This window comes from Neorhizobium sp. CSC1952 (genome assembly GCF_030378245.1).
Taxonomy (GTDB): domain Bacteria; phylum Pseudomonadota; class Alphaproteobacteria; order Rhizobiales; family Rhizobiaceae; genus Neorhizobium; species Neorhizobium oryzae_A.
The window spans coordinates 2,071,030-2,091,649 of record NZ_CP128416.1; the positions used below are offsets into that span (position 1 = coordinate 2,071,030).

A 20,620-nucleotide genomic window follows, 5' to 3' on the forward strand; every position below is an offset into this window, starting at 1 on the left:
GGCTCTCGTTTCTTACCTCGCCTTGGCGATGATCTCCCCGAGCACCGTATCGAACCGGTCGATCTCCTCGACCTTGTTGTAGTGCACCATGGAGACGCGCATGCAACCGGCCTCCATCGTGAGGCCGAGCCGTTTCATCAGGCGCGGTGCGAACATGTGGCCGTCGCGACTTCCGATGTTGTTCCTGCCGAGCTCGGCGGCGAGATATTGCGGCGTCAGGCCTGGAATGTTGAAGCAGATGGTCGGCACGCGCTTATCCACCTGGGATTCGTCGGAAATGCCGTAGATCACAGCGCCGTGCTTCTTCAGCACCGAGAGCATCTTCCTCGACAGGGTCTGTTCATAGGCGCGGATCGCACCCATGGCGGCGGCGATCGCATCACGGCGGGAATGTTCGCCGAGCGGCAGGAACTCGCGGCCGAGCTCCTCGAGGTAACGCACGGCGGCATCCATGCCGGCGACGTTTTCATAGGTGAAGGTGCCGACTTCGATCTTGTAGGGCGGAACGTTGGGAATGAAATCTTCCTTGAAGGTCGGCAGCTTCACCAATGCGTCGTAGCGGCCCCACAGGAAGCCCATATGCGGTGAGAAGTTCTTGTAGCCGGAGCAGACGAGATAGTCGCAATCCCACGCCTGCACGTCGATCAGGCCGTGCGGGCCGTAATGCACGCAATCGAGGAAGACCTCGGCGCCGGCCGCATGCGCCAGCTTGCCGACGGTTGCGACATCGACGATCGTGCCGATCGAATGGGCGGTGACGGTGCAGGCGACGAGGCGGGTCTTTTCGTTCAAAAGCGGTTTCAGGTCTTCGGGATACAGCATGCCGTCGTCGCGCATCCTCCACCAGACGATCTTGGCGCCATCTGCTTCGAGCGCCAGCCAGGTGGCGATGTCGGCGTCATGATCCATATCGGTGACGATGATCTCGTTGCGTTCGTCCAGCATCTTGGCGATGCCGAGACTGACGAGGCGGATGAAGGATGTCGCGTTCAGGCCGAACGAGATTTCTTCCGGCCGATAGGCGTTCACCAGCAGGCCGACGCTGATCCGGCCTTCCGCCACCGTACGGTCGACGCCCTGGCTGTGCAGGTACGGCGCCATGCGCTGAACGTTGCAGTCCACGAGATGGGCGGCCACGGCATCGACGACCGTCTGGGGAACCTGAGCGCCGCCGGCGTTTTCGAAGAAGATGAAGTCCTTGTATTTTTGCAGCGCCGGAAACTTGGCGCGGACCTTTTCGACCGGAAAAGCCTTGGCGATGTTGTCGCCGGCCGTGACATGCGTGTTCATGGATTTCTCCCCGGAAGCAGATTTTGGATGAAAACGGCGGTAGGCAGCAAGAAGCTTCCCTCAGTTATTTCTCGCTCATCTGCCGAATGAGCATTTGATCAAACTTTTAGATGTTCTATTGTGCCGTGGGGATTTGATCAAGGGAGAATCGCGTCACGGACAAGGGCGTCCGGACAGCGAGAAGACTTGAAGAGCGCGGCCTCTTATGCGAGGCCTGGTTGTGACGTGAAAGAATTAGAGGATAGAATGGCGGAGACCGGGCTTTCGAAGGTGACGTCGCGCGTGACCGTTCAGGATACGGTCTATGAACAGTTGCGCCGGGCGCTGATGTGGGGTTCTTTCGCACCCTCGCAGGCGATCACCATCTCGTCGCTGGCAACCGAGTTCGGCACCAGCCACATGCCGGTGCGCGAGGCGCTGCGGCGGCTCGCGGCAGAGAACGGGCTGGAGATCGGCCATAACGGATCCGCGCGGGTCCCGGCCGTCTCGCGCCGACGGCTCGACGATCTCTGCCGGGCGCGCATTGCCCTCGAGGGATTGGCCACCGAGCTTGCCGCGGCTCATATGACCGGCGAGGACATCGACCGCTCCGAAGCACTCGCCCGCGAGCATGAGGAGACCGGCAAGGCAGGCGATGTCTATGGCATGCTGCGCAAGAACCAGGCCTTCCATTTCGGCATATACGAGATGTCGGGCTCCGAAGTGCTGCCGCAGCATATCGAGATGTTATGGCTGCGCTTCGGTCCCTATATGCGGATGCTGACCAACTACGTGGAAAAGGAATTCGACAAGGGTGTCGTACACCCTTTCTCATCCTATCATTTCCAGATCGTGGAGGCATTGCGCGAGCGGAATGGCGTGCGCGCCAGGGAATTGATGGTCGGCGATATTCTTGCCACCCAGGTTCTCCTGCGAGACATGTGCCCGGATTGATCCCGGTCGGTCTCCGGGATCATATCTTTCTCACGGGCGGATTATTGGGCGAGGCCGAGCGAGGCGAGATATTCGACCGAAGCCGGAATCTTCGACTTGTCCTTGATCTCGACGATCAGGCGCGGATTGCTGGTGAGGTCGGCCAGTGCCGCGAAGACCGAGCGCCAATGAATGCCGCCTTCGCCGAGCGCCCAGTGGCGGTCGGCGTAACCGTCGGCATCCTGCAGATGGACGTGCTGCAGCCGGTTGCCGGCGGCTTTCACGTAATAGTCGACCGGCGGCGCACCGGTGGAGCCGTGCGCATATTGAGCATGCCCGGTATCGATCGAGACCGCGACCGCGGGTGAGCTGAAGCTCTCGGCAAGTGCCACGCGGGCGTGCTGGTCGATGTCCTCGATGTTTTCGAGGACGATCACCGCACTGATGTCTTCTGCCTGCTTGACGGCGTCGCGCATGGTCAGATGCACGTGCTCGATCATCCGGTCGCGCTCGCCCTTATTGTTGTCCAGGTTGTTGTAGGACCAGGTGGAATAGGGGCTGTGCGCGACCATCTGGGTGGCGCCGATGGCGGCACAGACATCCAATCCCTGTCTCAGGCGTTTGGCAACGACGGCACGAATATCCGGGTCTTGCGAGGCGATGGTAAAACCCCAGAACGGTCCGTGAATGCCGAGACGGCCCTGGTAGCCGTTGAGCAGTTTCCTGGCACGCTCCGCGAGTGCCGCCCAATCGCTGTTGAGGACATCCGCAGTGGTGAAGTCCTGCAGTTCGAGATCGCGCTGCTTCTCGAAGAGCCAGCTGCGGTGAATTTCGAGCTCGTTCAGCGTCATTGCGGCGCCGATCACGGGAAGGGAAGACATGGAAAAACTCCATCGGGACAGAGGAAATGTCGGGGAGGGACGTGCCGAAGAAGAAATCCGGCCGCAGTTTCCATTTCAGAATTTTGTGTCGGCAATATTACATTTGTAACACGGTTTCGCGAAATTTGCATCCGTGTTCAATTTCATCAAATCGCAAAGATAGCGTCACGGAACTGATACACAGTCCCGCGAAATACCCCCGCAATTTCGGGGTGGTGGCGAGCGCGAAGAATTCTCTTCCCATCGTTGCAAGCCAGGGGCGCGATCCCCCAGGTGCAAATGCCAGACTCTCCGAGCAAGCATTTCGGCTCCCGTGCAGGGGGCCGGACGAGTCCGATCATCAACCTGAAGCCAAAGGAGAGACTTCCATGGTCAACCTTACCCGTCGCAGCACGCTCGGCCTGGCCGGCGCTGCCGCCGGCTCGCTGATCCTGCCCCGCTTCTCGATCGCCCAGGGTGGAAAGCGCCCCTCCGTCACGATCGCCGTGCAGAAGATCACCAACAACAACACGCTCGACATCTGGTACGAGCAGTCGAATGTCGGCGAACGTGTTTTCTTTCCGAACCTTTGGGAAGGCCTGATCCTGCGCGACTGGATGGGTAACCAGGGCCCTGTTCCGGGTCTTGCGACCGAATGGAAGCGCATCGACGACAAGACCCTCGAATTGAAGCTGCGCCAGGGCGTGAAGTTCCACAATGGTGATGAACTGACGGCTGACGACGTGATCTTCAGCTTCTCCAAGGAGCGCGTTTTCGGCAATACCGAACCGGCCGGTGGCAAGACCATCTTCGCCGACGAGCACAAGCCGGCGACCGTCAAGGAACTGCCGGCATCCGTGCCCGGCGTGGGCCGTCGCCTGTGGCCGGCGCTCGCCGGTATCGAAGCCGTCGACAAATATACGGTCCGCCTTCACAATGCGACGCCGGACGTGACGCTGGAAGGCCGCCTCTATTCCGGCGGCAGCCAGATCGCCAATCGCCGGGCCTGGGACGAGGCTCCCAGCTATACCGACTGGGCGCGCAAGCCTGTTACGACAGGTCCCTACATGGTCGGCGAATACAAGCCGGACGTATCGCTGACCCTGGTGGCATTCGACGAATATTGGGGTGGCCGTCCGCCGCTGGAGCAGATCCGTTTCGTCGAGGTTCCGGAAGTCGCCTCCCGCGTCAACGGCCTGCTCTCCGGCGAATACGACTTTGCCTGCGACCTTCCGCCGGACCAGATCGCTGCCGTTCAGGCCGCTTCCGGCCTCGAAGTCCAGAGCTCGACCATCTGGAACCATCGCGTTTCGGTTTTCAACGTCCAGAACCCGGTTCTTGCCAATCCGCTCGTCCGTCGCGCGATGACGCATTCCATCGACCGCAAGGCGATCGTCGAAGCGCTGTGGGCAGGTAAAACCGTGATCCCGGCGGGATTGCAGTTCGAATCCTTCGGTGCCGCGGACATGTTCATCGAAGGCTGGGCACCTCCGGAATACAATCCCGAACTGGCGCGGGACCTGCTGAAGCAGGCCAATTACAAGGGTGATGCGATCCCCTACCGCCTGCTCAACAACTACTACACCAACCAGACCGCCAATGCGCAGATCATGGTCGAGATGTGGAAGCAGGTGGGCCTGAACGTCGAGATCGAGATGAAGGAGAACTGGGGACAGATCCACGATCCGGCCGGCGCCAAGGGCGTCCGCGACTGGTCTGCCTCCAACACCATCAACGATCCGATCACGCCGATGGTCGTGCAATTCGGGCCCAACGGCGAGGTCCAGCAGAAGAAGGACTGGACCAATGCCGAGCTGAACCAGCTTTCCGCGGTGATGGAGACCTCGACCGATCGTGCGCTGCGCAAGAAGGCCATCGCCCGCATGCTGGAAATCTGCGAACGCGAAGACCCCGTCTATCAGGTCCTGCATCAGAACGCCGTGTTCACAGGCATGAAGTCCTCCCTGAAGTGGAAGGCGGCTCCGGCCTTCGCCATGGACTTCCGTGCCTCGAACTGGGTTCTCTGACCGGATTCTCCGTTCCGCTCCGGCGACCTGACAGGCCGCCGGAGCCTTTTTGTTTTCTATGATGAAAATGCCTGAAGGGCCGGAGACGGCAAGAGGCAGGATTGGAAGCGGATATGGGTGCAGCATCGTCCAATCTCGTGGAATTGCGCGACCTGAAAGTCGCCTTCGACGGCGTCCAGGTTTTGCACGGCATCAACCTCGATGTCCGGCGGGGCGAGGCGCTCGGGCTCGTCGGCGAATCGGGTTGCGGCAAATCGGTCACCTGGCTTGCCGCGCTGGGACTGCTTCCGGGGAAGGCCAGCGTCACCGGTTCGGTCCGGTTGCAGGGACATGAAATCTCCGGCGGCACGCGCGAGAGTTTCGAGCGGGTGCGGGGCGGGCGGATCGCGATGATCTTCCAGGACCCTTCGAGCTCGCTCAATCCCGTGTTGCGCATTGGCCGACAGATCACGGAAACGTTGGCTATTCATCGCGGGCTCAAGGGCGAAGCCGGCAAGGCCGAGGCACTTCGGCTGCTGGACATGGTCGGCATTCCCGATCCGCGCCGTCGCTTCGATCTCTATCCCCATGAATTTTCCGGCGGGCAGTGTCAGCGTCTGATGATCGCCATGGCGCTTGCCGGCGAACCGGACTTGCTGGTTGCCGACGAGCCGACCACGGCGCTCGATGCGACGATCCAGGCGCAGATACTCGACCTCCTGATCCAGTTGAGAGCGGAGACCGGAATGGCGACGGTCTTCATCAGCCATGATCTCGGGGCTGTCAGTCAGGTCTGCGAGCGGGTCTGCGTCATGTATGCCGGCCGGATCGTCGAGGAAGGCACGACCGCACAGCTCTTTTCCGAACCGCGCCACCCCTATACACGCGGCCTGTTCGATGCGATCCCGAGGATCGACGGCCCCCGCCAGAGACTGATCCCGATCCTCGGCACGGTTCCCAATCCCAAACACCTGCCGGAGGGCTGCGCCTTCTCGCCGCGCTGTTCGCGGGCGGTCGAAGCCTGCCGGAGCGAGCGTCCGCCGCTCCTGTCCTTGAGCGATGGGAGGCAGCTTGCCTGCACACGGCCGGTACCGGCCGAGGAGCGTGCCGGGACGAAGAGCAAAGTGGCAGAGGAGATGCTGCAATGACCGCGCTCATCGAGGCGAGCGATCTCGTCCGCGTATATCAAGTCCGCCGTGGCCTTTTCGGCCGGCCGCATCCGGTCCGCGCCGTGGATGAGATTTCGCTGGCCGTCAAGCCGGGCGAGACGCTCGGCATCGTGGGCGAATCCGGTTCCGGCAAATCGACCCTCGGACGCATGCTGCTCGGCATCGACACCGCTCAGGGCGGAGAGGTTCGCTTCGAAGGTAAACCCATGCCGCCGCTCCGCACGCCGGAATGGCGGGCTTTGCGCGCCAAGATGCAGCTTATCTATCAGGACCCCCTGGCCGCGCTCGATCGCCGCCTGACGATCGCGGCGCAAGTCGGCGAACCGCTGGAGATTCACAAGATCATTCCGAAACAGCATCAGGCCGCTCGCGTCGCCGAGTTGATGGCCGCGGTCGGCCTGCGTCCGGATCAGGCGGGGCACTATCCGCACGAGCTTTCCGGTGGGCAGCGCCAACGTGCGGTCATCGCCCGGGCGCTCGCCGCCCGTCCGAAGCTTCTCGTCTGCGACGAGCCGGTTTCCGCGCTCGACGTCTCCATCCAGGCCCAGGTCGTCAACATGCTGCGCGACCTGCAGGCAGAGAACGGCATCGCCATGGTGTTCATCAGCCATGATCTGAAGGTCGTGCGCAACATCGCCGATCGCGTGGCGGTCATGTATCTCGGCCGGATCGTCGAGGAGGCATCGTCCGACGTCATCTTCCAATCGCCGCAGCATCCCTACACCAAGGCGCTCGTTTCGAGCGTGCCGGTTCCCGGCAAGCGTCTGGAAGGGCGCGTCATCCTCCAGGGCGAGCCGCCGAACCCCGCCAGCCGCCCGCCCGGGTGCGCCTTCCATCCGCGCTGCCCGCTGGCACGGGATGTCTGCCGTGCCGTCGTGCCGGAGCTTCGGCAGATCGGCGACGGCCGGACGGCTGCCTGTCATGTGGTGACCGACGAAACCGCGGCGATCGCGGCATAGGGGAGGTTGGGATGATCCGTTTCATAGCCGTGCGAATTCTCAGGGCAGCGATCACCATCCTTGCCGTGGTGACCTTCGCTTTCGTCGTCCTGCGCATGTCGGGCGATCCGGCGCAGGTGATGCTCGGCCCTGATACCCCTCAGGAATCCGTCGATGCCTTCCGCCGCGCCTGGGGCCTCGACCAACCGTTGTGGATACAATATCTCGCCTATATCAAATCCATTTTCACCGGTGATTTCGGCGTCTCCATGCGGGACAAGGCATCCGCGCTCGATCTCGTTCTGCAGCGCGTGCCTGCGACGCTGCAGCTCACCGTACCGGCATTGTTCCTGAAACTGATGATCGGCATCCCGGCCGGCGTCTATGCGGCGCTGCACCGCCAGAGCTTCACCGATCGCGGAGTGATCCTGCTTGCCGTTTTCGGCTTCACCATCCCGTCCTTCGTCATGGGTCTTCTGCTGGTGCTCATCTTCGCCGTCATTCTCGGTGTGCTGCCCTCCGGCGGTCAGGACACCTGGATGCATGGCATCCTGCCGACCCTTACCATGAGCATCGGAGGAATTGGCATCCTGGCCCGCTTCTCCCGCAGTGCGATGATCGAAGTCATGGGCCAGCCTTATATCCGGACCGCTTCCGCCAAGGGCCTCAAATGGCGCGACGTCGTCTGGAGCCATGCGCTGCCGAACGCCGCCGTGCCGATCGTCACGATCGTCGGCTTCATGGTGGGCTCGCTGATCGCCGGCGCGGTGGTGGTCGAATCGATCTTTTCGTGGCCCGGGATCGGGCGTCTGCTGGTCGTGTCGGTCAGCAATCGCGACCTCGCCGTCGTGCAATGCATCCTGCTGATCATCGCTGCCGCGATGGTCGTTTCCAATCTGGCCGTCGACCTCCTCTATGGCTGGCTCGACCCCCGTCTGCGCTCCGCCGCGTCGCATTGAGGAGAAGAGAGATGGCTTCGATCGATCTGTCGGGGACCCTGCGGGCGCCGCGCTGGTATGCGGTATTCATCACACGGCTTCGCCGCAACCTGCCATTCACCGTCGGCCTCGGTATTCTCTGGCTTTTCGCCATGGTCGCGGTCGCGATTTTCGCCGACCAGATCCGCCCGTACAATATAACGGCTATGGATCTGACGAGCCGTCTTTCGCATCCGGGCGGGTTGAAACATCTTCTCGGTACCGACGAGCTTGGCCGCGACGTGCTTTCGCGCCTCATCCAGTCGATCCGCGTATCGCTGGTCATCGCTTTCGGAGCGACGATCATCTCGGCGGTGTTCGGCACAGTGCTCGGCTTCGCTGCTGCGCAATTCCGCGGTTTCGTGGAACACCTCGTGCTCGTGCTGGCCGACTTTCAGGCAGCGCTGCCGTTTCTCATCATGTCTCTGGCCGTGCTTGCCTTCTTCGGTTCCTCCATGGTGCTGCTCGTCTGTCTCATGGGGTTCTACGGCTGGGAGCGTTATGCGCGCATCGCCCGCGGCCTTGCGATTTCCGCCGGCGCGCAAGGCTACGCGGCCTCGGTGGTGCAGCTCGGCGCAACGCCTGCGCGGGTCTATTTCCGGCACATTCTGCCGAATGTCGCCTCGACGTTGATCGTATCGATGACGCTGACCTTCCCCGAAATCATCCTGATGGAGAGTGGTCTTTCCTTCCTCGGCCTGGGCGTTCAGCCGCCGGAGACGAGCCTCGGCAATATGGTGGGCTTCGGCCGCGAATATCTGACCCGCGCCCCATGGATCATGCTCGCGCCGTCGATCGTGATCATGCTGACCACCCTGTCGATCAGCATCGTCGGCGACTGGCTTCGCGACAGGCTCGACCCGACCATCTCGTAACGCCGGAGATAGCGAGGGTGGGTCGGGAACGCGATGGGCAATCAGTAACGATGCGAAGTAAATATGGCAGAATCCGGTATTGTTTCATAAACTGGCCACTTGAGTTTCCGCAATCATACAGCTAAATCTCACGCCACCAGGACCGGGCCCCTCTGACAGTTCATCGTTGAACTGTGATGTCGGACTGGTTGTCCAACTTGGGTGCCTGGAGTTCGTGGACATCACGCGACGATAACGGCGATGACCTACGACAGGCGGTATGCCGGTCGTAAGCGTTTCAAGCTTGTCTCGATCCACGGTGAGGGCACTCACCCGCGCTTTAATAGATTGGGTGCCAAATGATGGAATTCTTTACGCCGGAGGCGATTACCGCGCTCCTGCAAGTTATCATGATCGACCTCGTGCTGGCCGGCGACAATGCGATCGTCATCGGCCTTGCAGCCGCCGGCCTTCCGAAGGAACAGCGGGCGAAAGCGATCCTCGTCGGTATCATCGCAGCCACCGTTCTGCGTATCGGCTTCGCGCTTGCCACGACGCAGCTTCTGCAGATCGTCGGCCTGCTGCTCGCCGGTGGCATCCTGCTGCTCTGGGTCTGCTGGAAAATGTGGCGCGAGCTGCGCACCCCGCATCACCATGAAGACGAGGCAAGCGAAGCGCTTGCGAATGCCGATCTCAATGCGGACGGGACGGTCGCCGGCGGAGCGCCGCGCAAGACTTTCGCCCAGGCCGCCTGGCAGATCATCATTGCCGACGTGTCCATGTCGCTCGACAATGTTCTCGCCGTCGCCGGTGCCGCCCACGAGCATCCCGAGGCCCTGATTTTCGGCCTCGTCCTGTCGATCGCTCTCATGGGCGTTGCGGCAAGCTTCATTGCCCGCCTGCTCAACAAGCACCGCTGGATCGCCTATGTCGGTCTCGCCGTCATCCTCTACGTCGCGCTTGAAATGATCTGGCGCGGTGCCCACGAGGTCATGCCGTATCTCGGCCTGTAATCGCTTGGAATGGCACGGCAAGCCGCCGTGCCATTCCCCTTCCGGGCGTTCCGGTTCCGCCCCCTCTTTCACCGAACCGTTTTCCCTGTCTCAACCAAAACTTATGCCGCGGCAGCAGAACCTATTCGTCAGGCGGCTGATCTGCTTTTATGTCTTCATCCGAGCTTGGCGCCTGCGCGCCGATCGCGTTGCGGGTGGAGGACGCGGGTTCGATTTGGAGGAGAATGCGCCTGTCTGCCGGGCGCTCGTGAGTGATCATCTGGGAAAAGCTATGACCGAACCCTGTTACGATGTCGCCCATCTGGGCCATGTGGAACTTTATTCCGACCGCTTCGACGAGACGCTCGACTTCTTCACCCGCGTCTACGGACTGACGGAAAGCGGCCGGGAAGGCGACAGCGTCTATCTGCGTGCTTATGACGATTATGAATTCCACACGCTGAAGCTCACCAAGCATCATACGACCGGCGTCGGGCATATCGGTTATCGCGCCGCTTCTCCGGAGGCGCTGGAGCGCCGCGTCAAGGTGATCGAGGAGAGGGGTTGGGGTATCGGCTGGACCGACGGCGATCTCGGACATGGCCGCGCCTATCAGTTCAAGAGCCCTGATGACCATCTCTTCGAACTCTATTTCGACACCAGGGAATATGTGGCGCCGCCGGAAGAAAAGCCGGCGCTGAAGAACATCGCCCAGCGTTACCACGGCCGCGGCGCCTGCCCGCGCCGCCTCGATCACGTGAACCTGCTTGCGGCCGATGTCAGCCAGATCCGCGAGTTCATGGTGACGGCCCTCGGCAGCCGCGTCACCGAGATGATCCAGCTCGACAACGGCCGTCTCGGTGGCTGCTGGTTCACCATCAACAACAAGACCTACGATCTCGCCTGCTCCGAGGATCATACGGGTTCGCACGGCCGCTTCCACCACGTCACCTATGCCTGCGACCAGCGCGAGGACATCCTGCGTGCCGCCGACATCTTCCTGGAAAATGGCGTGCATATCGAATCCGGTCCGCACAAACACGCGATCCAGGGGACGTTCTTCCTCTATGTCTGGGAGCCGGCCGGCAACCGCGTCGAGCTCGCCAATGCCAGCGCGCGCCTGATCCTGCGTCCGGACTGGAAGCCGGTCGTCTGGTCCGAGGCGGACCGCAAGAAGGGCCAGGCCTGGGGCATGAAGACGATCGAGACTTTCCATACGCACGGCACGCCCCCCGTCGCGCACAAGTAAGAGGTATCCCATGGCAAAGACAGCATTGGTCATCAGCGCCCATTCAGCGGATTTCGTCTGGCGTTGCGGCGGCGCGATCGCGCTTCACGAGGAGAAGGGCTACGAGGTCACCGTCGTGTGCCTGTCCTATGGCGAGCGCGGCGAAAGCGCCAAGCTCTGGAAAAATCCGGGCATGACGCTGGAGAAGGTGAAAGCTGCCCGCCGCAAGGAAGCGGAAGCGGCTGCCAAGGCTCTCGACGTCACCGACATCCAGTTCTTCGACCTCGGTGACTACCCGCTCGTCGTTGATCAGGAAGCGAAGTTCAAGCTGGTGGACGTCATCCGCAAGGTGCAGCCGGAATTCATGCTCTCCCATTCCAAGTGGGATCCCTACAACACCGACCATATGTATGCGACGCAGGTGGCGCTCGATGCCCGGATGATCGCCCAGGCCTGGGGCCACAATCCCGGCGAAAAGGTTCTCGGCGCGCCGCAGCTCTATCTTTTCGAACCGCACCAGACAGAACAGATGGAGTGGAAGCCGGACGTGTTTCTCGATATCTCGCCCGTCTGGGAAAAGAAGTGGGCGGCAATCCAGTGCATGGAGGGCCAGGAGCACTTGTGGGACTTCTACAAGAACGTCGCTGAAAACCGCGGCAACCATTTCATGCGCAATTCCGGCGGCCAGTCCGGCGGCCGCAAGTCGACCCACGCGGAAGGTTTCCAGTCGGTCTTCCCGCGCACCGTCGATGAACTCTGATAAGGGATGAGCTCTGATGTCGGTCGTCGTTCAGAATATCGAGCGCGCGGATCAGTCGGTGATCGACCGGCTGGCCGCCTGCGGCGTCGCCACGGTTCATGAGGCGCAGGGCCGAAAGGGTCTCTTGGCGAGCTACATGCGGCCGATCTATCCGGGTGCCCGTCTGGCGGCGAGTGCCGTCACGATCTCGGCGCCTCCCGGCGACAACTGGATGGTTCATGTGGCGATCGAGCAGATCAAGACCGGCGACATCCTGCTACTCGCCCCGACCAGCCCTTGCGAGGACGGTTATTTCGGCGACCTTCTCGCCACCTCGGCATTGGCGCGGGGCTGCAAGGGTCTGATCATCGATGCGGGCGTCCGCGATGTGGCCGATCTGACCGAAATGAAATTCCCGGTCTGGTCCAAGGCGATCTTCGCGCAGGGCACGGTCAAGGAGACGCTCGGCTCCGTCAACGTGCCGGTCGTCTGCGCCGGCGCCTATGTCCGACCGGGTGACGTGATCGTCGCCGATGACGACGGCGTGTGCGTCGTGCTGCGCGAAGAGGCGGAAGCGGTGGCGAAGAAGGCGGAAGCGCGCGTGGCGGTGGAAGACGCCAAGCGCAAGCGGCTTGCCGCCGGCGAACTCGGTCTCGACATCTACGACATGCGCGGGCGGCTCGCCGAAAAGGGTTTGAAGTATATTTGAGTGGTCCGTTGCCCGTCATCCTCGGGCTTGTCCCGAGGACTACCCGCATCGACCGTTTGCAGATCCTCGGGACAAGCCCGAGGATGACGGCGGAGAGGGTTGAAGCCTTTTCCGGCACGCACGGCAGCGAAGGTTGCTTCTCCTTTTCCGACAGGGGAGAAGAGGGAGATGACAATGACTGAAACCGAAACCGGCGTCCGGTGCATGTGGATGCGTGGCGGCACTTCGAAAGGCGGGTATTTCCTCGCGGAGGACCTGCCGGCCGACCGTGACGGTTTTCTCCTGCGCGTGATGGGATCGCCCGATCCACGCCAGATCGACGGAATGGGCGGCGCTCATCCGCTGACCTCCAAGGTCGCGGTGGTGAAGAAATCCGAGCGGGAAGGGGTGGACGTCGACTATCTCTTCCTGCAGGTCTTCGTCGATCAGCCGATCGTCACCGACGCGCAGAACTGCGGCAATATCCTTGCCGGCATCGGGCCCTTTGCCATCGAGCGCGGGCTGGTGCCGGTGAAAGGCGAGAAAACCGAGGTTTCCATCTTCATGGAGAATACCGGGCAGATCGCGATCGCCACGATCGAGACGCCCGGCGGCAAGGTGAACTACAAGGGCGACGCCCGGATCGACGGCGTGCCCGGGACATCCGCACCGGTACCGATTGTGTTTGCCGATACGGCCGGCTCTTCCTGCGGTGCGCTGCTGCCGACCGGAAACGCGGTGGACGAGATCGAAGGCGTAGCCTGCACGCTGATCGACAACGGCATGCCCTGCGTCGTCATGCGTGCCGACGCGCTCGGCATCAAAGGTACGGAAAGCCCCAAGGAGCTCGAGGCGAACCCGGAGTTGCGCGCCAGGCTGGAGGCGATCCGCCTGAAAGCCGGACCGATGATGAACCTTGGCGATGTCGCCAAGAAATCCGTGCCGAAGATGACGATGGTCTCGCCGGCGGCGGCAGGCGGGGCGATTTCCACGCGCACCTTCATCCCGCATTCCTGTCATGATGCGATCGGGGTGCTCGGCGCCGTCAGCGTCGCGACGGCCTGCCTGCTGCCCGAAGGCCCGGCATCGGAACTTGCGGTCATTCCGGCTGGGGACGAAAAGCTTCTGTCGATCGAGCATCCGACGGGCGAGATGAGCGTCATCGCTACCGTGAGGAATGGCGAGGTCGATCGGGCTGCGGTCCTGCGGACGGCGCGCAAGCTCTTCGACGGCGTGGTTTTTGGCGATTAGCACGGGACAAGAGATATGAGAATCGCGTTCCTGGGTTTCGGCGAAGCGGCTCGGGCCTTTCACGACAGCCTTGCACCGAAGCTCGATAGCGGAGAATTCCGGGCTTACGACCTGCTGCTCGACAGGGCCGAAAGCGCCGGAGAAATGCAGGCCGCAATGACGAGCCGAGGCGTGAAGCCCGCCGGATCGCCGGCAGGGCTTGCCGATGCCGAATGGATATTCAGCGCTGTCACCGCCGACCAGAGCCTTGCCGCCGCTCAGTCGATAGCTCCGTATCTTGGCCAGGGCGCGCTCTTCATCGACATCAATTCCGTCTCGCCCGGCCGCAAACGCGAGACTGCCGCCCTCGTCAACGGAACGGGTGCCGATTATCTCGATATGGCCGTCATGGCGCCGGTGCACCCGAAAGGGCATGCTACCCCCGTTCTCATTGCGGGCAAGCCGGCGGCCCCGCTTCTGGAGCGGTTTCGCGGCCTCGGTTTCAACGCGGATGTCGCCGGTGAAGCGCCGGGTTCGGCGACCGCCATCAAGATGGTGCGCTCCGTCTTCGTCAAAGGCCTGGAGGCGATCACCGTCGAGGCGCTGCTTGCCGCGGAAGCATCCGGCTGTTTCGAGGAGATCGTTTCCTCGCTGTCTCAGAGCTTTCCCGGCCTCGACTGGTCGAAATTCCCCGATTACCAGTTCGAACGCACGACCCGCCACGGCCGCCGCCGCGCTGCCGAAATGCGCGAAAGCGGCGTCACGCTCGATGCGCTCGGGCTCAACGGCGGGATTGCACGGGAGACCGCCGCCATTCAGGACGCCATGGCGGCCAGCGGCGTGAAGCCTTCCGGTGATCTTCGAGACACCGTGGCCAGTGTTCTTGCGGCGCGCCGGGCGGCGAAATAGCGCCCGGCATCTCTCGGCGCAGCCTTGTATACCCACCAGCATTTTGGGGCAGAGTACGCGCTGTTTTTGCGTGCTCGACTGCCTGTATACACCACACTTGGCCAAATCATCGGATACCGCTAAGATTTCCGGATCGACAGGCGCAGGTTGCGCCGCCCTCGCCACAGGCAAAGGTGCTGATTTGGAAGAGAGTGCAAGAACGACCCACACGATGCGCGCGCTGATGGAGCTGCGCAAGAAGATCCTCAGCGGCGACTATCCCGGCGGCACCCGGCTTTTCGAGGTTCCGCTCGCCGAGACGCTGCAGATTTCCCGCACGCCCGTGCGCGAGGTCATGTCGCGCCTGGCGGAAGAAGGATTGCTCGACCGTCTGGCGAATGGCGGCTTCGTCGTGCGAAGCTTCACCTATGCGGACGCGGTCGATGCGATCGAATTGCGCGGCGTGCTGGAGGGCACGGCTGCCCGGCTTGCAGCCGAACGCGGCGTATTGCAGGCGGGGCTCGATCAACTCCGCGAACTGCTGGCGCGACTGGAGGATTGTTTCGGCCAAGCTTCGGATGATGTGGATCTGGAGGCTTATTCCGAGGCGAACGCGAAGTTTCACATCGCACTTGTCGAGCTCTCCGGCAGTACGGTGATCCAGCGCGAAGTCGAGCGCGCGACGCGGCTGCCCTTCGCCTCTCCCTCCGCTTTTCTCTCCGGCCGGGCGCATGTCGCGGCTTTCCGCCAGTCTCTTCATGTCGCGCAGGATCAGCACCGATCGATGGTTTCGGCGATTGCCGGACGTGAGGGCGCGCGCGCGGAATTCATCGCCCGCGAGCACGCGCGGATCGCCAGGAAGAACCTCGAATATGCCGTCTTCGAGAATCCGGAACTGATGCTGACCGTTCCGGGTCTCGTCCTCCTCAACTCCTGACGCATTCTGCACCGGTTTTCCACCGGCGGACGGCCTTCGGTTTACCATCCGGAGGCCGATCGTCAGCCTGCCGAATATTTTCCCTTGAATTTGTCCTCCGATGTCGTCATGTATACATGACACTTCAAACCACAGGGAGGAATTCCGTGACCCAAGCCAATCTCACGCAAGTTTTGAAGGATGCCGGCAACACTGTCGAGCATCTACGCAACTCCAAGACCGGCATCTATGTATACCCGGTTGTTGCTCCGGAGTTCTCAAACTGGCGTTCGGAACAGGCCGCATGGCGCGAAGGCGCCGTTCTCTTCGACCAGTCGCACCACATGGACGAACTGATCGTCGAAGGTCCGGATGCCGCCAAGTTTCTCGAAAGCCTGGCGATCAACAGCTTTGCCAATTTCGGCGTCGATCGCGCCAAGCACTATGTTCCGGTCACGCCTGCCGGCCATGTCATCGGCGACATGATCATCTTCCGCGAAACGGAAGAGAAGTTCGTCCTCGTCGGCCGCGCCCCGACTGCCAACTGGCTGCTCTACAACGCTTCGCTCGGCAAGTATAACGTCAAGCTGACGCACGATCCGCGCTCTCCGTCGCGTCCGGACGGCAAGCTCGTCACCCGTGTTCACTATCGCTTCCAGATCCAGGGTCCGGATGCGCCGAAAGTCTTCGAAAAGATGAACGGCGGCCCCATCCCGGAGATCAAGTTCTTCCACGTCGACTGGATCAACGTCGCAGGCCGCAAGGTTCAGGCCCTGCGCCACGGCATGGCCGGTGCTCCGGGTCTCGAAATCTGGGGTCCTTATGCCGAGAAGGACGAAGTCCGCGCCGCCATCCTGAAGGCCGCTGAAGAGGCAGGCGTCGACCTGCGTCCGGTCGGCAGCCGCGCCTATGCGACCAACACGCTGGAATCGGGCTGGATCCCGTCACCGCTTCCGGCGATCTATACCGGGGAAGAGCTTCAGGCCTATCGCGACTGGCTTTCCGCCCAGAGCTACGAAGCCAGCGGTTCGATCGGCGGCAGCTTCGTCTCCGACAATATCGAAGACTACTACCTGAACCCCTATGAACTGGGTTACGGCGTCTATGTGAAGTTCGACCACGACTTCGTCGGCCGCGCTGCTCTCGAAAAGCAGAAGCAGACCCCGCAGCGCCGCAAGGTCACCTTCGAGTGGAACTCGGACGACGTCGTAAAGGTCATCGCTTCGGCCTTCCAGCCGGGCGAGCAGGCCAAGAAGTGGATCGACTTCCCGCTCTCCAACTATGCCTCGTCGAGCTTCGACAAGGTTCTGAAGAACGGCAAGGTCGTCGGCCTCTCGATGTTCAACGGCTACAGCTACAACGAGCGTTCCATGCTGTCGCTCGGCGTCGTCGATGCCGACATCAAGGAAAACGACATCCTGACGCTCGTCTGGGGCGAGCCGGATGGCGGCACTTCCAAGACCTCGGTCGAGCAGGGCCACGGACAGGCTGAAATCCGCGTCCGCGTCGCAGCCGTTCCCTACGCCCAGGAGGCACGTGAAAATTACGCCGAAAGCTGGCGCACAAAGAAGGCCCTCTGATCACCATGGCGTGCGAGAAAGCATTTTCTCGCACGCCGCTCCGTCCGTTTGGGTCGGACAGTCATCATTGGTGTAAACGGGGGGAGGATCGATTATGGCACTGTTAAACCTTTTCAAAAGCAAGCAGGAAGAGAGATCCGTCGAGCTGGCCGGCTTTCGGGATCTCATCGATGGCTATTCCATCGAGGTCATGCCGCGCACTGCGGCAAAGATCGAGGATTTCAAGACGCTGCTGCCGAAAGGCACGCGGGTCTATATCGCCCATATCGACGGCACGCCGATCGAGGAGATGGTCGAGACGGCAAAGCGCCTGACGAACGATGGTTTCCAGGTCATGCCGCATTTTCCGGCACGCATCATTCCAAATGTTGCCACGCTTGAAGACTGGATCAAGCGCTACCACAACGAAGCAGGTGTCGAGCAGGCGCTGTTGCTCGGCGGCGGCATTCCGAAGCCGGTCGGCGATCTCGAAAGCTCGCTGCAGCTCATCGAATCAGGCTTGTTCGATCGCTACGGTTTCAAGCGGCTGCATGTCGCCGGTCATCCGGAAGGCAACAAGGATATCGATGCCGACGGCAGCACGAAGATCGTCGATGAGGCACTCAAATTCAAGCAGGCCTATTCCGAACGCACGGACGCGGACATGGCAATCGCGACGCAATTCGCTTTCGACGCCAAGCCGGTCATCGCCTGGGCCGAACGGATTGCCGCCGCCGGCGTGAAGCTGCCGATCCATCTCGGCATTGCCGGTCCGACCAAGCTGCAGACGCTGATCAAGTTCGCGATCGCCTGCGGCGTCGGCCCGTCGCTCAACGTGCTGCAGAAGCGCGCGCTCGACCTGAGCAAGCTTCTGGTTCCCTACGAGCCGACCGAGGTTCTGACGGATATAGCCGAATACAAGGCCGCCCATCCGGAAAGCCTGATCGAGCGGGTCCACGTATTCCCGCTGGGCGGCATCCGTTCCAGCGCCGAATGGATGAACGAACAACTCACCGGCGAGCGTCACGTCGTGCCGTGATTTTTGAACGGCGGGACAGGTGATGGACCTGTTCCGCAGCGCCGCTGCCGGGAGGAGAGAAGGCAGGGGAGGAGACAGGGATGGACTATCCCAATCTGCGTCACATTCGTTTGTTCTGCGCCTGCCTGCGAACCGGTTCGCTGACCCAGGCCGCCGATATTATCGGCGTTACCCAGCCCGCCGCATCGCAGGCGATTTCCCGTCTCGAAGATCTCTTCGGCTCGCGGCTTCTGGAGCGCGGCCCCGGCCAGGCGATGGCGACGCCGGAGGGACGTGTCGTGCATGTACGTTCTCAACGGGCGCTGGAGCTCATTCGCACCGGTTGTCAGAAGCTGCAGGCGGATGCCGGCTTCCGTGATTCCGGCGCCGACGTACGGCTGACGATTTCCCATCTTCGGGCCTTGCAGGCTTTCGCACAGGCGGGCGGTTTCCCTGGGGCCGCGCGCATCCTCGATCAATCCGGGGCGGCAGTTCAACGAACGGCGCGCAACGCCGAGGCTGTCCTCGGGACGAGCCTTTTCGAGGCAGACGGCCGCACGACACGGCTTACCAGCGCCGGGCGCGCCGTTGCCCAATGGGCAGGCCTTTCGCTCAAGGAGCTGGGCAATGCCACGGAAGAGGTGCAGGAGCTGCGCGGCAGGTTCGACGGTCTGGTTTCGATCGGCGCGCTGCCCATGGCACGCACGACCATCGTGCCGGATGCCATCGCTCTGCTTGCCTCCACCTATCCGATGGCACGGTTCGAGATTCTCGAAGGCAGCTACGAGCAACTCATCAGCGATCTGGAAATGGGCCATATCGATTTCCTCATCGGCGCGCTCCGCAGCGGCATCGCGGCGTCGCTCGTGCAGGAACCGCTGTTCGATTTCCGGCTTGCAGTCGTCGCAGGCGCCGGCCATCCGCTTTCCGGCGAAGCGGATGTGTCACTGTCGGAGCTTGCCGCTTTTCCCTGGGTCGTAGCACGCAAGGGCACGCCGAACCGCAGCACGTTCGACACATTGGCCAAGGGATTTCCCGAAGGACAGCGGAGACAGGGCACGGTCGAGACCGGCTCGCTGACGGCCCTTCGTGGCATCCTGATGCAATCGGATCGGCTGGCACTGCTTTCCCGCCACCAGCTCAGGCATGAACTGAAAGCGGGCTTTCTCACGCTCCTGAACTACGAAGTTCCGGGAAAGCCGCTTTCGATCGGCATCACCACTCGCCGAAACTGGCAGCCGACGGCTCTTCAGGCGGAATATCTGGCGGCGATCCGCCGCGTCGTGGCGGCGGAGGAGACGGTGAGCGCGGCGGAAGGGGCGCACCTGCCTCCGCTGAAGGCTGCCGAGTAGCGCCACTTGCCATTGCATAATTCGCGCTTATCGTTATTCCCGCATGTATCCGGCCGGTCTGATGTCGCGCGCCGTTGAAGAGAGCGGGAGCATCTTGAGAAAGAAGGCCGTCAACAGTCTCGAACGCCTGCAAGCGGTGCTCGATGTTTTCACCGAGGATCATCTCGAATGGACGCCGGAAGAGCTGATGGAGGAGCTGGGCTACAGCCGGCCGACACTCTACCGCTACCTGAAGATCCTCAAGGATAGAGGTTTCCTGACCTCCATGCCCAATACCGGCTTCACTCTCGGGCCGAGGGTGGTGGAGATGGATTATCTTCTGCGGAAATCCGACAACCTCCTCCTCTCCGGTGAGCCTTACCTGCACCAGCTGACAGGGCGGTACGAGTGCACCGCGCTTCTGGTCCGCTGGTATGGCGAGAAAATCCTCTGCGTCGATTCCCTGAGTTCCAGTCGTGAGGCGATCAGCAGCTATCCGCGCGGTCGCCCCATGCCGCTCAGCCGCGGTGCTATCGGCCGCTCCATCGTGGCGTTCCTGCCGCGCCGCAATCTTGTACCGCTGATCCAGCGCACGCTCGAAGAGTGGCAGGCGGCGGGTGTCGGCGATACGGTCGAGGCCGTTCTGGATGCGCTCAGATCCGTCCGCAAGAGGGGCTATGCCTTGGCCTATGGCGAGGTGACCCCGGGTGTCGTGGGCTTTGCGGCACCGATCTTCGATGCCGGCCAGAGCCCGATTGCAAGCTTTTCCGTGACGATAGCCCAGGAGCTCGTGTCTGGTTCCGTGGCCGAGGAGATCGGGCGGGAAGTGAAACGCGCGGCCGACGAGATCAGTGCCGCGCTTGCCTCGCATCGTCACAAAGTTTTAAGTCAATAATCTCATATTGCAAGAAAACTGCTTGACTTGATCCGCTCGCCTTCGCATGGTGAGTGCAAGCCAGACAGGCGTTTGGGCGTGATTTCTAAAAGCTTCCGAGGCACGGAGACCTTTGGGTTCTCAGGGTTCA

General features: G+C 62.0%; 19 protein-coding genes. 17 read left to right on the forward strand and 2 right to left on the reverse strand.

Going from position 1 to position 20,620, the window contains the following annotated elements; all coding sequences use genetic code 11:
• Positions 1 to 12: 12 nt before the first annotated feature.
• Positions 13 to 1,290, reverse strand: a complete 1,278-nt coding sequence (locus tag QTA58_RS10290) for a cysteine desulfurase-like protein (protein WP_289672694.1) — start codon at positions 1,288 to 1,290, stop codon at positions 13 to 15.
• Between the two features lie 246 nt (positions 1,291 to 1,536).
• Here QTA58_RS10290 and QTA58_RS10295 point away from each other — a divergent pair, with 246 nt between their 5' ends.
• Positions 1,537 to 2,223 (forward strand): GntR family transcriptional regulator, encoded by a 687-nt coding sequence (locus QTA58_RS10295; RefSeq protein WP_289672695.1) that lies wholly within the window; start codon positions 1,537 to 1,539, stop codon positions 2,221 to 2,223.
• Positions 2,224 to 2,264: 41 nt separating this feature from the next.
• Here the strand turns inward: QTA58_RS10295 and QTA58_RS10300 are convergent, their stop codons facing one another.
• On the reverse strand, positions 2,265 to 3,083 hold the full coding sequence (locus tag QTA58_RS10300) for a sugar phosphate isomerase/epimerase family protein (RefSeq protein ID WP_289672696.1): 819 nt from the start codon (positions 3,081 to 3,083) through the stop codon (positions 2,265 to 2,267).
• A gap of 368 nt (positions 3,084 to 3,451) precedes the next feature.
• On the opposite strand from QTA58_RS10300, the gene QTA58_RS10305 reads away from it, so the two are divergent.
• The 16 genes from QTA58_RS10305 to QTA58_RS10380 all read left to right on the forward strand — a co-directional run bounded on the left by QTA58_RS10305 (position 3,452) and on the right by QTA58_RS10380 (position 20,490).
• Entirely contained in the window at positions 3,452 to 5,089 is a 1,638-nt protein-coding gene (locus QTA58_RS10305; protein ID WP_289672697.1) for an ABC transporter substrate-binding protein, read from the forward strand.
• A 113-nt stretch (positions 5,090 to 5,202) separates the two neighbouring features.
• Positions 5,203 to 6,216, forward strand: coding sequence for an ABC transporter ATP-binding protein (locus QTA58_RS10310; RefSeq protein WP_289672698.1), 1,014 nt, complete (start codon positions 5,203 to 5,205; stop codon positions 6,214 to 6,216).
• Positions 6,213 to 7,196, forward strand: coding sequence for an ABC transporter ATP-binding protein (locus QTA58_RS10315; protein WP_289672699.1), 984 nt, complete (start codon positions 6,213 to 6,215; stop codon positions 7,194 to 7,196). The genes QTA58_RS10310 and QTA58_RS10315 overlap by 4 nt, the downstream gene beginning before the upstream one ends.
• 11 nt (positions 7,197 to 7,207) lie before the next feature.
• On the forward strand, positions 7,208 to 8,134 hold the full coding sequence (locus QTA58_RS10320) for an ABC transporter permease (protein ID WP_289672700.1): 927 nt from the start codon (positions 7,208 to 7,210) through the stop codon (positions 8,132 to 8,134).
• An 11-nt stretch (positions 8,135 to 8,145) separates the two neighbouring features.
• On the forward strand, positions 8,146 to 9,027 hold the full coding sequence (locus QTA58_RS10325; RefSeq protein ID WP_289672701.1) for an ABC transporter permease: 882 nt from the start codon (positions 8,146 to 8,148) through the stop codon (positions 9,025 to 9,027).
• 338 nt (positions 9,028 to 9,365) lie between these two features.
• Entirely contained in the window at positions 9,366 to 10,019 is a 654-nt protein-coding gene (locus QTA58_RS10330; RefSeq protein WP_289672702.1) for a TerC family protein, read from the forward strand.
• A 271-nt stretch (positions 10,020 to 10,290) separates the two neighbouring features.
• Entirely contained in the window at positions 10,291 to 11,247 is a 957-nt protein-coding gene (locus QTA58_RS10335) for a VOC family protein (protein WP_289672703.1), read from the forward strand.
• A gap of 10 nt (positions 11,248 to 11,257) precedes the next feature.
• A complete protein-coding gene (locus QTA58_RS10340) occupies positions 11,258 to 11,986 on the forward strand; it encodes a PIG-L deacetylase family protein (RefSeq protein WP_085419823.1) in 729 nt (242 codons plus the stop codon).
• A 16-nt stretch (positions 11,987 to 12,002) separates the two neighbouring features.
• Positions 12,003 to 12,674 (forward strand): 4-carboxy-4-hydroxy-2-oxoadipate aldolase/oxaloacetate decarboxylase, encoded by a 672-nt coding sequence (locus tag QTA58_RS10345; RefSeq protein WP_289672704.1) that lies wholly within the window; start codon positions 12,003 to 12,005, stop codon positions 12,672 to 12,674.
• 174 nt (positions 12,675 to 12,848) lie between these two features.
• Complete coding sequence (locus QTA58_RS10350) at positions 12,849 to 13,904, forward strand: 4-oxalomesaconate tautomerase (RefSeq protein WP_289672705.1); 1,056 nt, start codon at positions 12,849 to 12,851, stop codon at positions 13,902 to 13,904.
• A gap of 15 nt (positions 13,905 to 13,919) precedes the next feature.
• On the forward strand, positions 13,920 to 14,792 hold the full coding sequence (locus QTA58_RS10355) for an NAD(P)-dependent oxidoreductase (RefSeq protein WP_289672706.1): 873 nt from the start codon (positions 13,920 to 13,922) through the stop codon (positions 14,790 to 14,792).
• Between the two features lie 211 nt (positions 14,793 to 15,003).
• On the forward strand, positions 15,004 to 15,708 hold the full coding sequence (locus QTA58_RS10360) for a GntR family transcriptional regulator (RefSeq protein ID WP_085419820.1): 705 nt from the start codon (positions 15,004 to 15,006) through the stop codon (positions 15,706 to 15,708).
• Between the two features lie 146 nt (positions 15,709 to 15,854).
• Positions 15,855 to 17,267, forward strand: a complete 1,413-nt coding sequence (locus QTA58_RS10365) for an aminomethyltransferase family protein (protein ID WP_289672707.1) — start codon at positions 15,855 to 15,857, stop codon at positions 17,265 to 17,267.
• Positions 17,268 to 17,361: 94 nt separating this feature from the next.
• Entirely contained in the window at positions 17,362 to 18,285 is a 924-nt protein-coding gene (locus QTA58_RS10370) for a methylenetetrahydrofolate reductase (RefSeq protein WP_289672708.1), read from the forward strand.
• An 80-nt stretch (positions 18,286 to 18,365) separates the two neighbouring features.
• Positions 18,366 to 19,616 carry a LysR family transcriptional regulator gene (locus tag QTA58_RS10375; RefSeq protein ID WP_289672709.1) on the forward strand — a complete coding sequence of 417 codons (1,251 nt, stop codon included), beginning with the start codon at positions 18,366 to 18,368 and terminating at the stop codon, positions 19,614 to 19,616.
• A gap of 94 nt (positions 19,617 to 19,710) precedes the next feature.
• Positions 19,711 to 20,490, forward strand: a complete 780-nt coding sequence (locus QTA58_RS10380) for an IclR family transcriptional regulator (RefSeq protein WP_085419947.1) — start codon at positions 19,711 to 19,713, stop codon at positions 20,488 to 20,490.
• Positions 20,491 to 20,620 lie beyond the last annotated feature (130 nt).

Bases quoted from the DNA above. Each gene is read 5' to 3' on its own strand.
- QTA58_RS10290 (WP_289672694.1), bottom strand. From the start codon at position 1,290: ATGAACACGCATGTCACGGCCGGCGACAACATCGCCAAGGCTTTTCCG.
- QTA58_RS10295 (WP_289672695.1), top strand. From the start codon at position 1,537: ATGGCGGAGACCGGGCTTTCGAAGGTGACGTCGCGCGTGACCGTTCAG.
- QTA58_RS10300 (WP_289672696.1), bottom strand. From the start codon at position 3,083: ATGTCTTCCCTTCCCGTGATCGGCGCCGCAATGACGCTGAACGAGCTC.
- QTA58_RS10305 (WP_289672697.1), top strand. From the start codon at position 3,452: ATGGTCAACCTTACCCGTCGCAGCACGCTCGGCCTGGCCGGCGCTGCC.
- QTA58_RS10310 (WP_289672698.1), top strand. From the start codon at position 5,203: ATGGGTGCAGCATCGTCCAATCTCGTGGAATTGCGCGACCTGAAAGTC.
- QTA58_RS10315 (WP_289672699.1), top strand. From the start codon at position 6,213: ATGACCGCGCTCATCGAGGCGAGCGATCTCGTCCGCGTATATCAAGTC.
- QTA58_RS10320 (WP_289672700.1), top strand. From the start codon at position 7,208: ATGATCCGTTTCATAGCCGTGCGAATTCTCAGGGCAGCGATCACCATC.
- QTA58_RS10325 (WP_289672701.1), top strand. From the start codon at position 8,146: ATGGCTTCGATCGATCTGTCGGGGACCCTGCGGGCGCCGCGCTGGTAT.
- QTA58_RS10330 (WP_289672702.1), top strand. From the start codon at position 9,366: ATGATGGAATTCTTTACGCCGGAGGCGATTACCGCGCTCCTGCAAGTT.
- QTA58_RS10335 (WP_289672703.1), top strand. From the start codon at position 10,291: ATGACCGAACCCTGTTACGATGTCGCCCATCTGGGCCATGTGGAACTT.
- QTA58_RS10340 (WP_085419823.1), top strand. From the start codon at position 11,258: ATGGCAAAGACAGCATTGGTCATCAGCGCCCATTCAGCGGATTTCGTC.
- QTA58_RS10345 (WP_289672704.1), top strand. From the start codon at position 12,003: ATGTCGGTCGTCGTTCAGAATATCGAGCGCGCGGATCAGTCGGTGATC.
- QTA58_RS10350 (WP_289672705.1), top strand. From the start codon at position 12,849: ATGACTGAAACCGAAACCGGCGTCCGGTGCATGTGGATGCGTGGCGGC.
- QTA58_RS10355 (WP_289672706.1), top strand. From the start codon at position 13,920: ATGAGAATCGCGTTCCTGGGTTTCGGCGAAGCGGCTCGGGCCTTTCAC.
- QTA58_RS10360 (WP_085419820.1), top strand. From the start codon at position 15,004: ATGCGCGCGCTGATGGAGCTGCGCAAGAAGATCCTCAGCGGCGACTAT.
- QTA58_RS10370 (WP_289672708.1), top strand. From the start codon at position 17,362: ATGGCACTGTTAAACCTTTTCAAAAGCAAGCAGGAAGAGAGATCCGTC.
- QTA58_RS10375 (WP_289672709.1), top strand. From the start codon at position 18,366: ATGGACTATCCCAATCTGCGTCACATTCGTTTGTTCTGCGCCTGCCTG.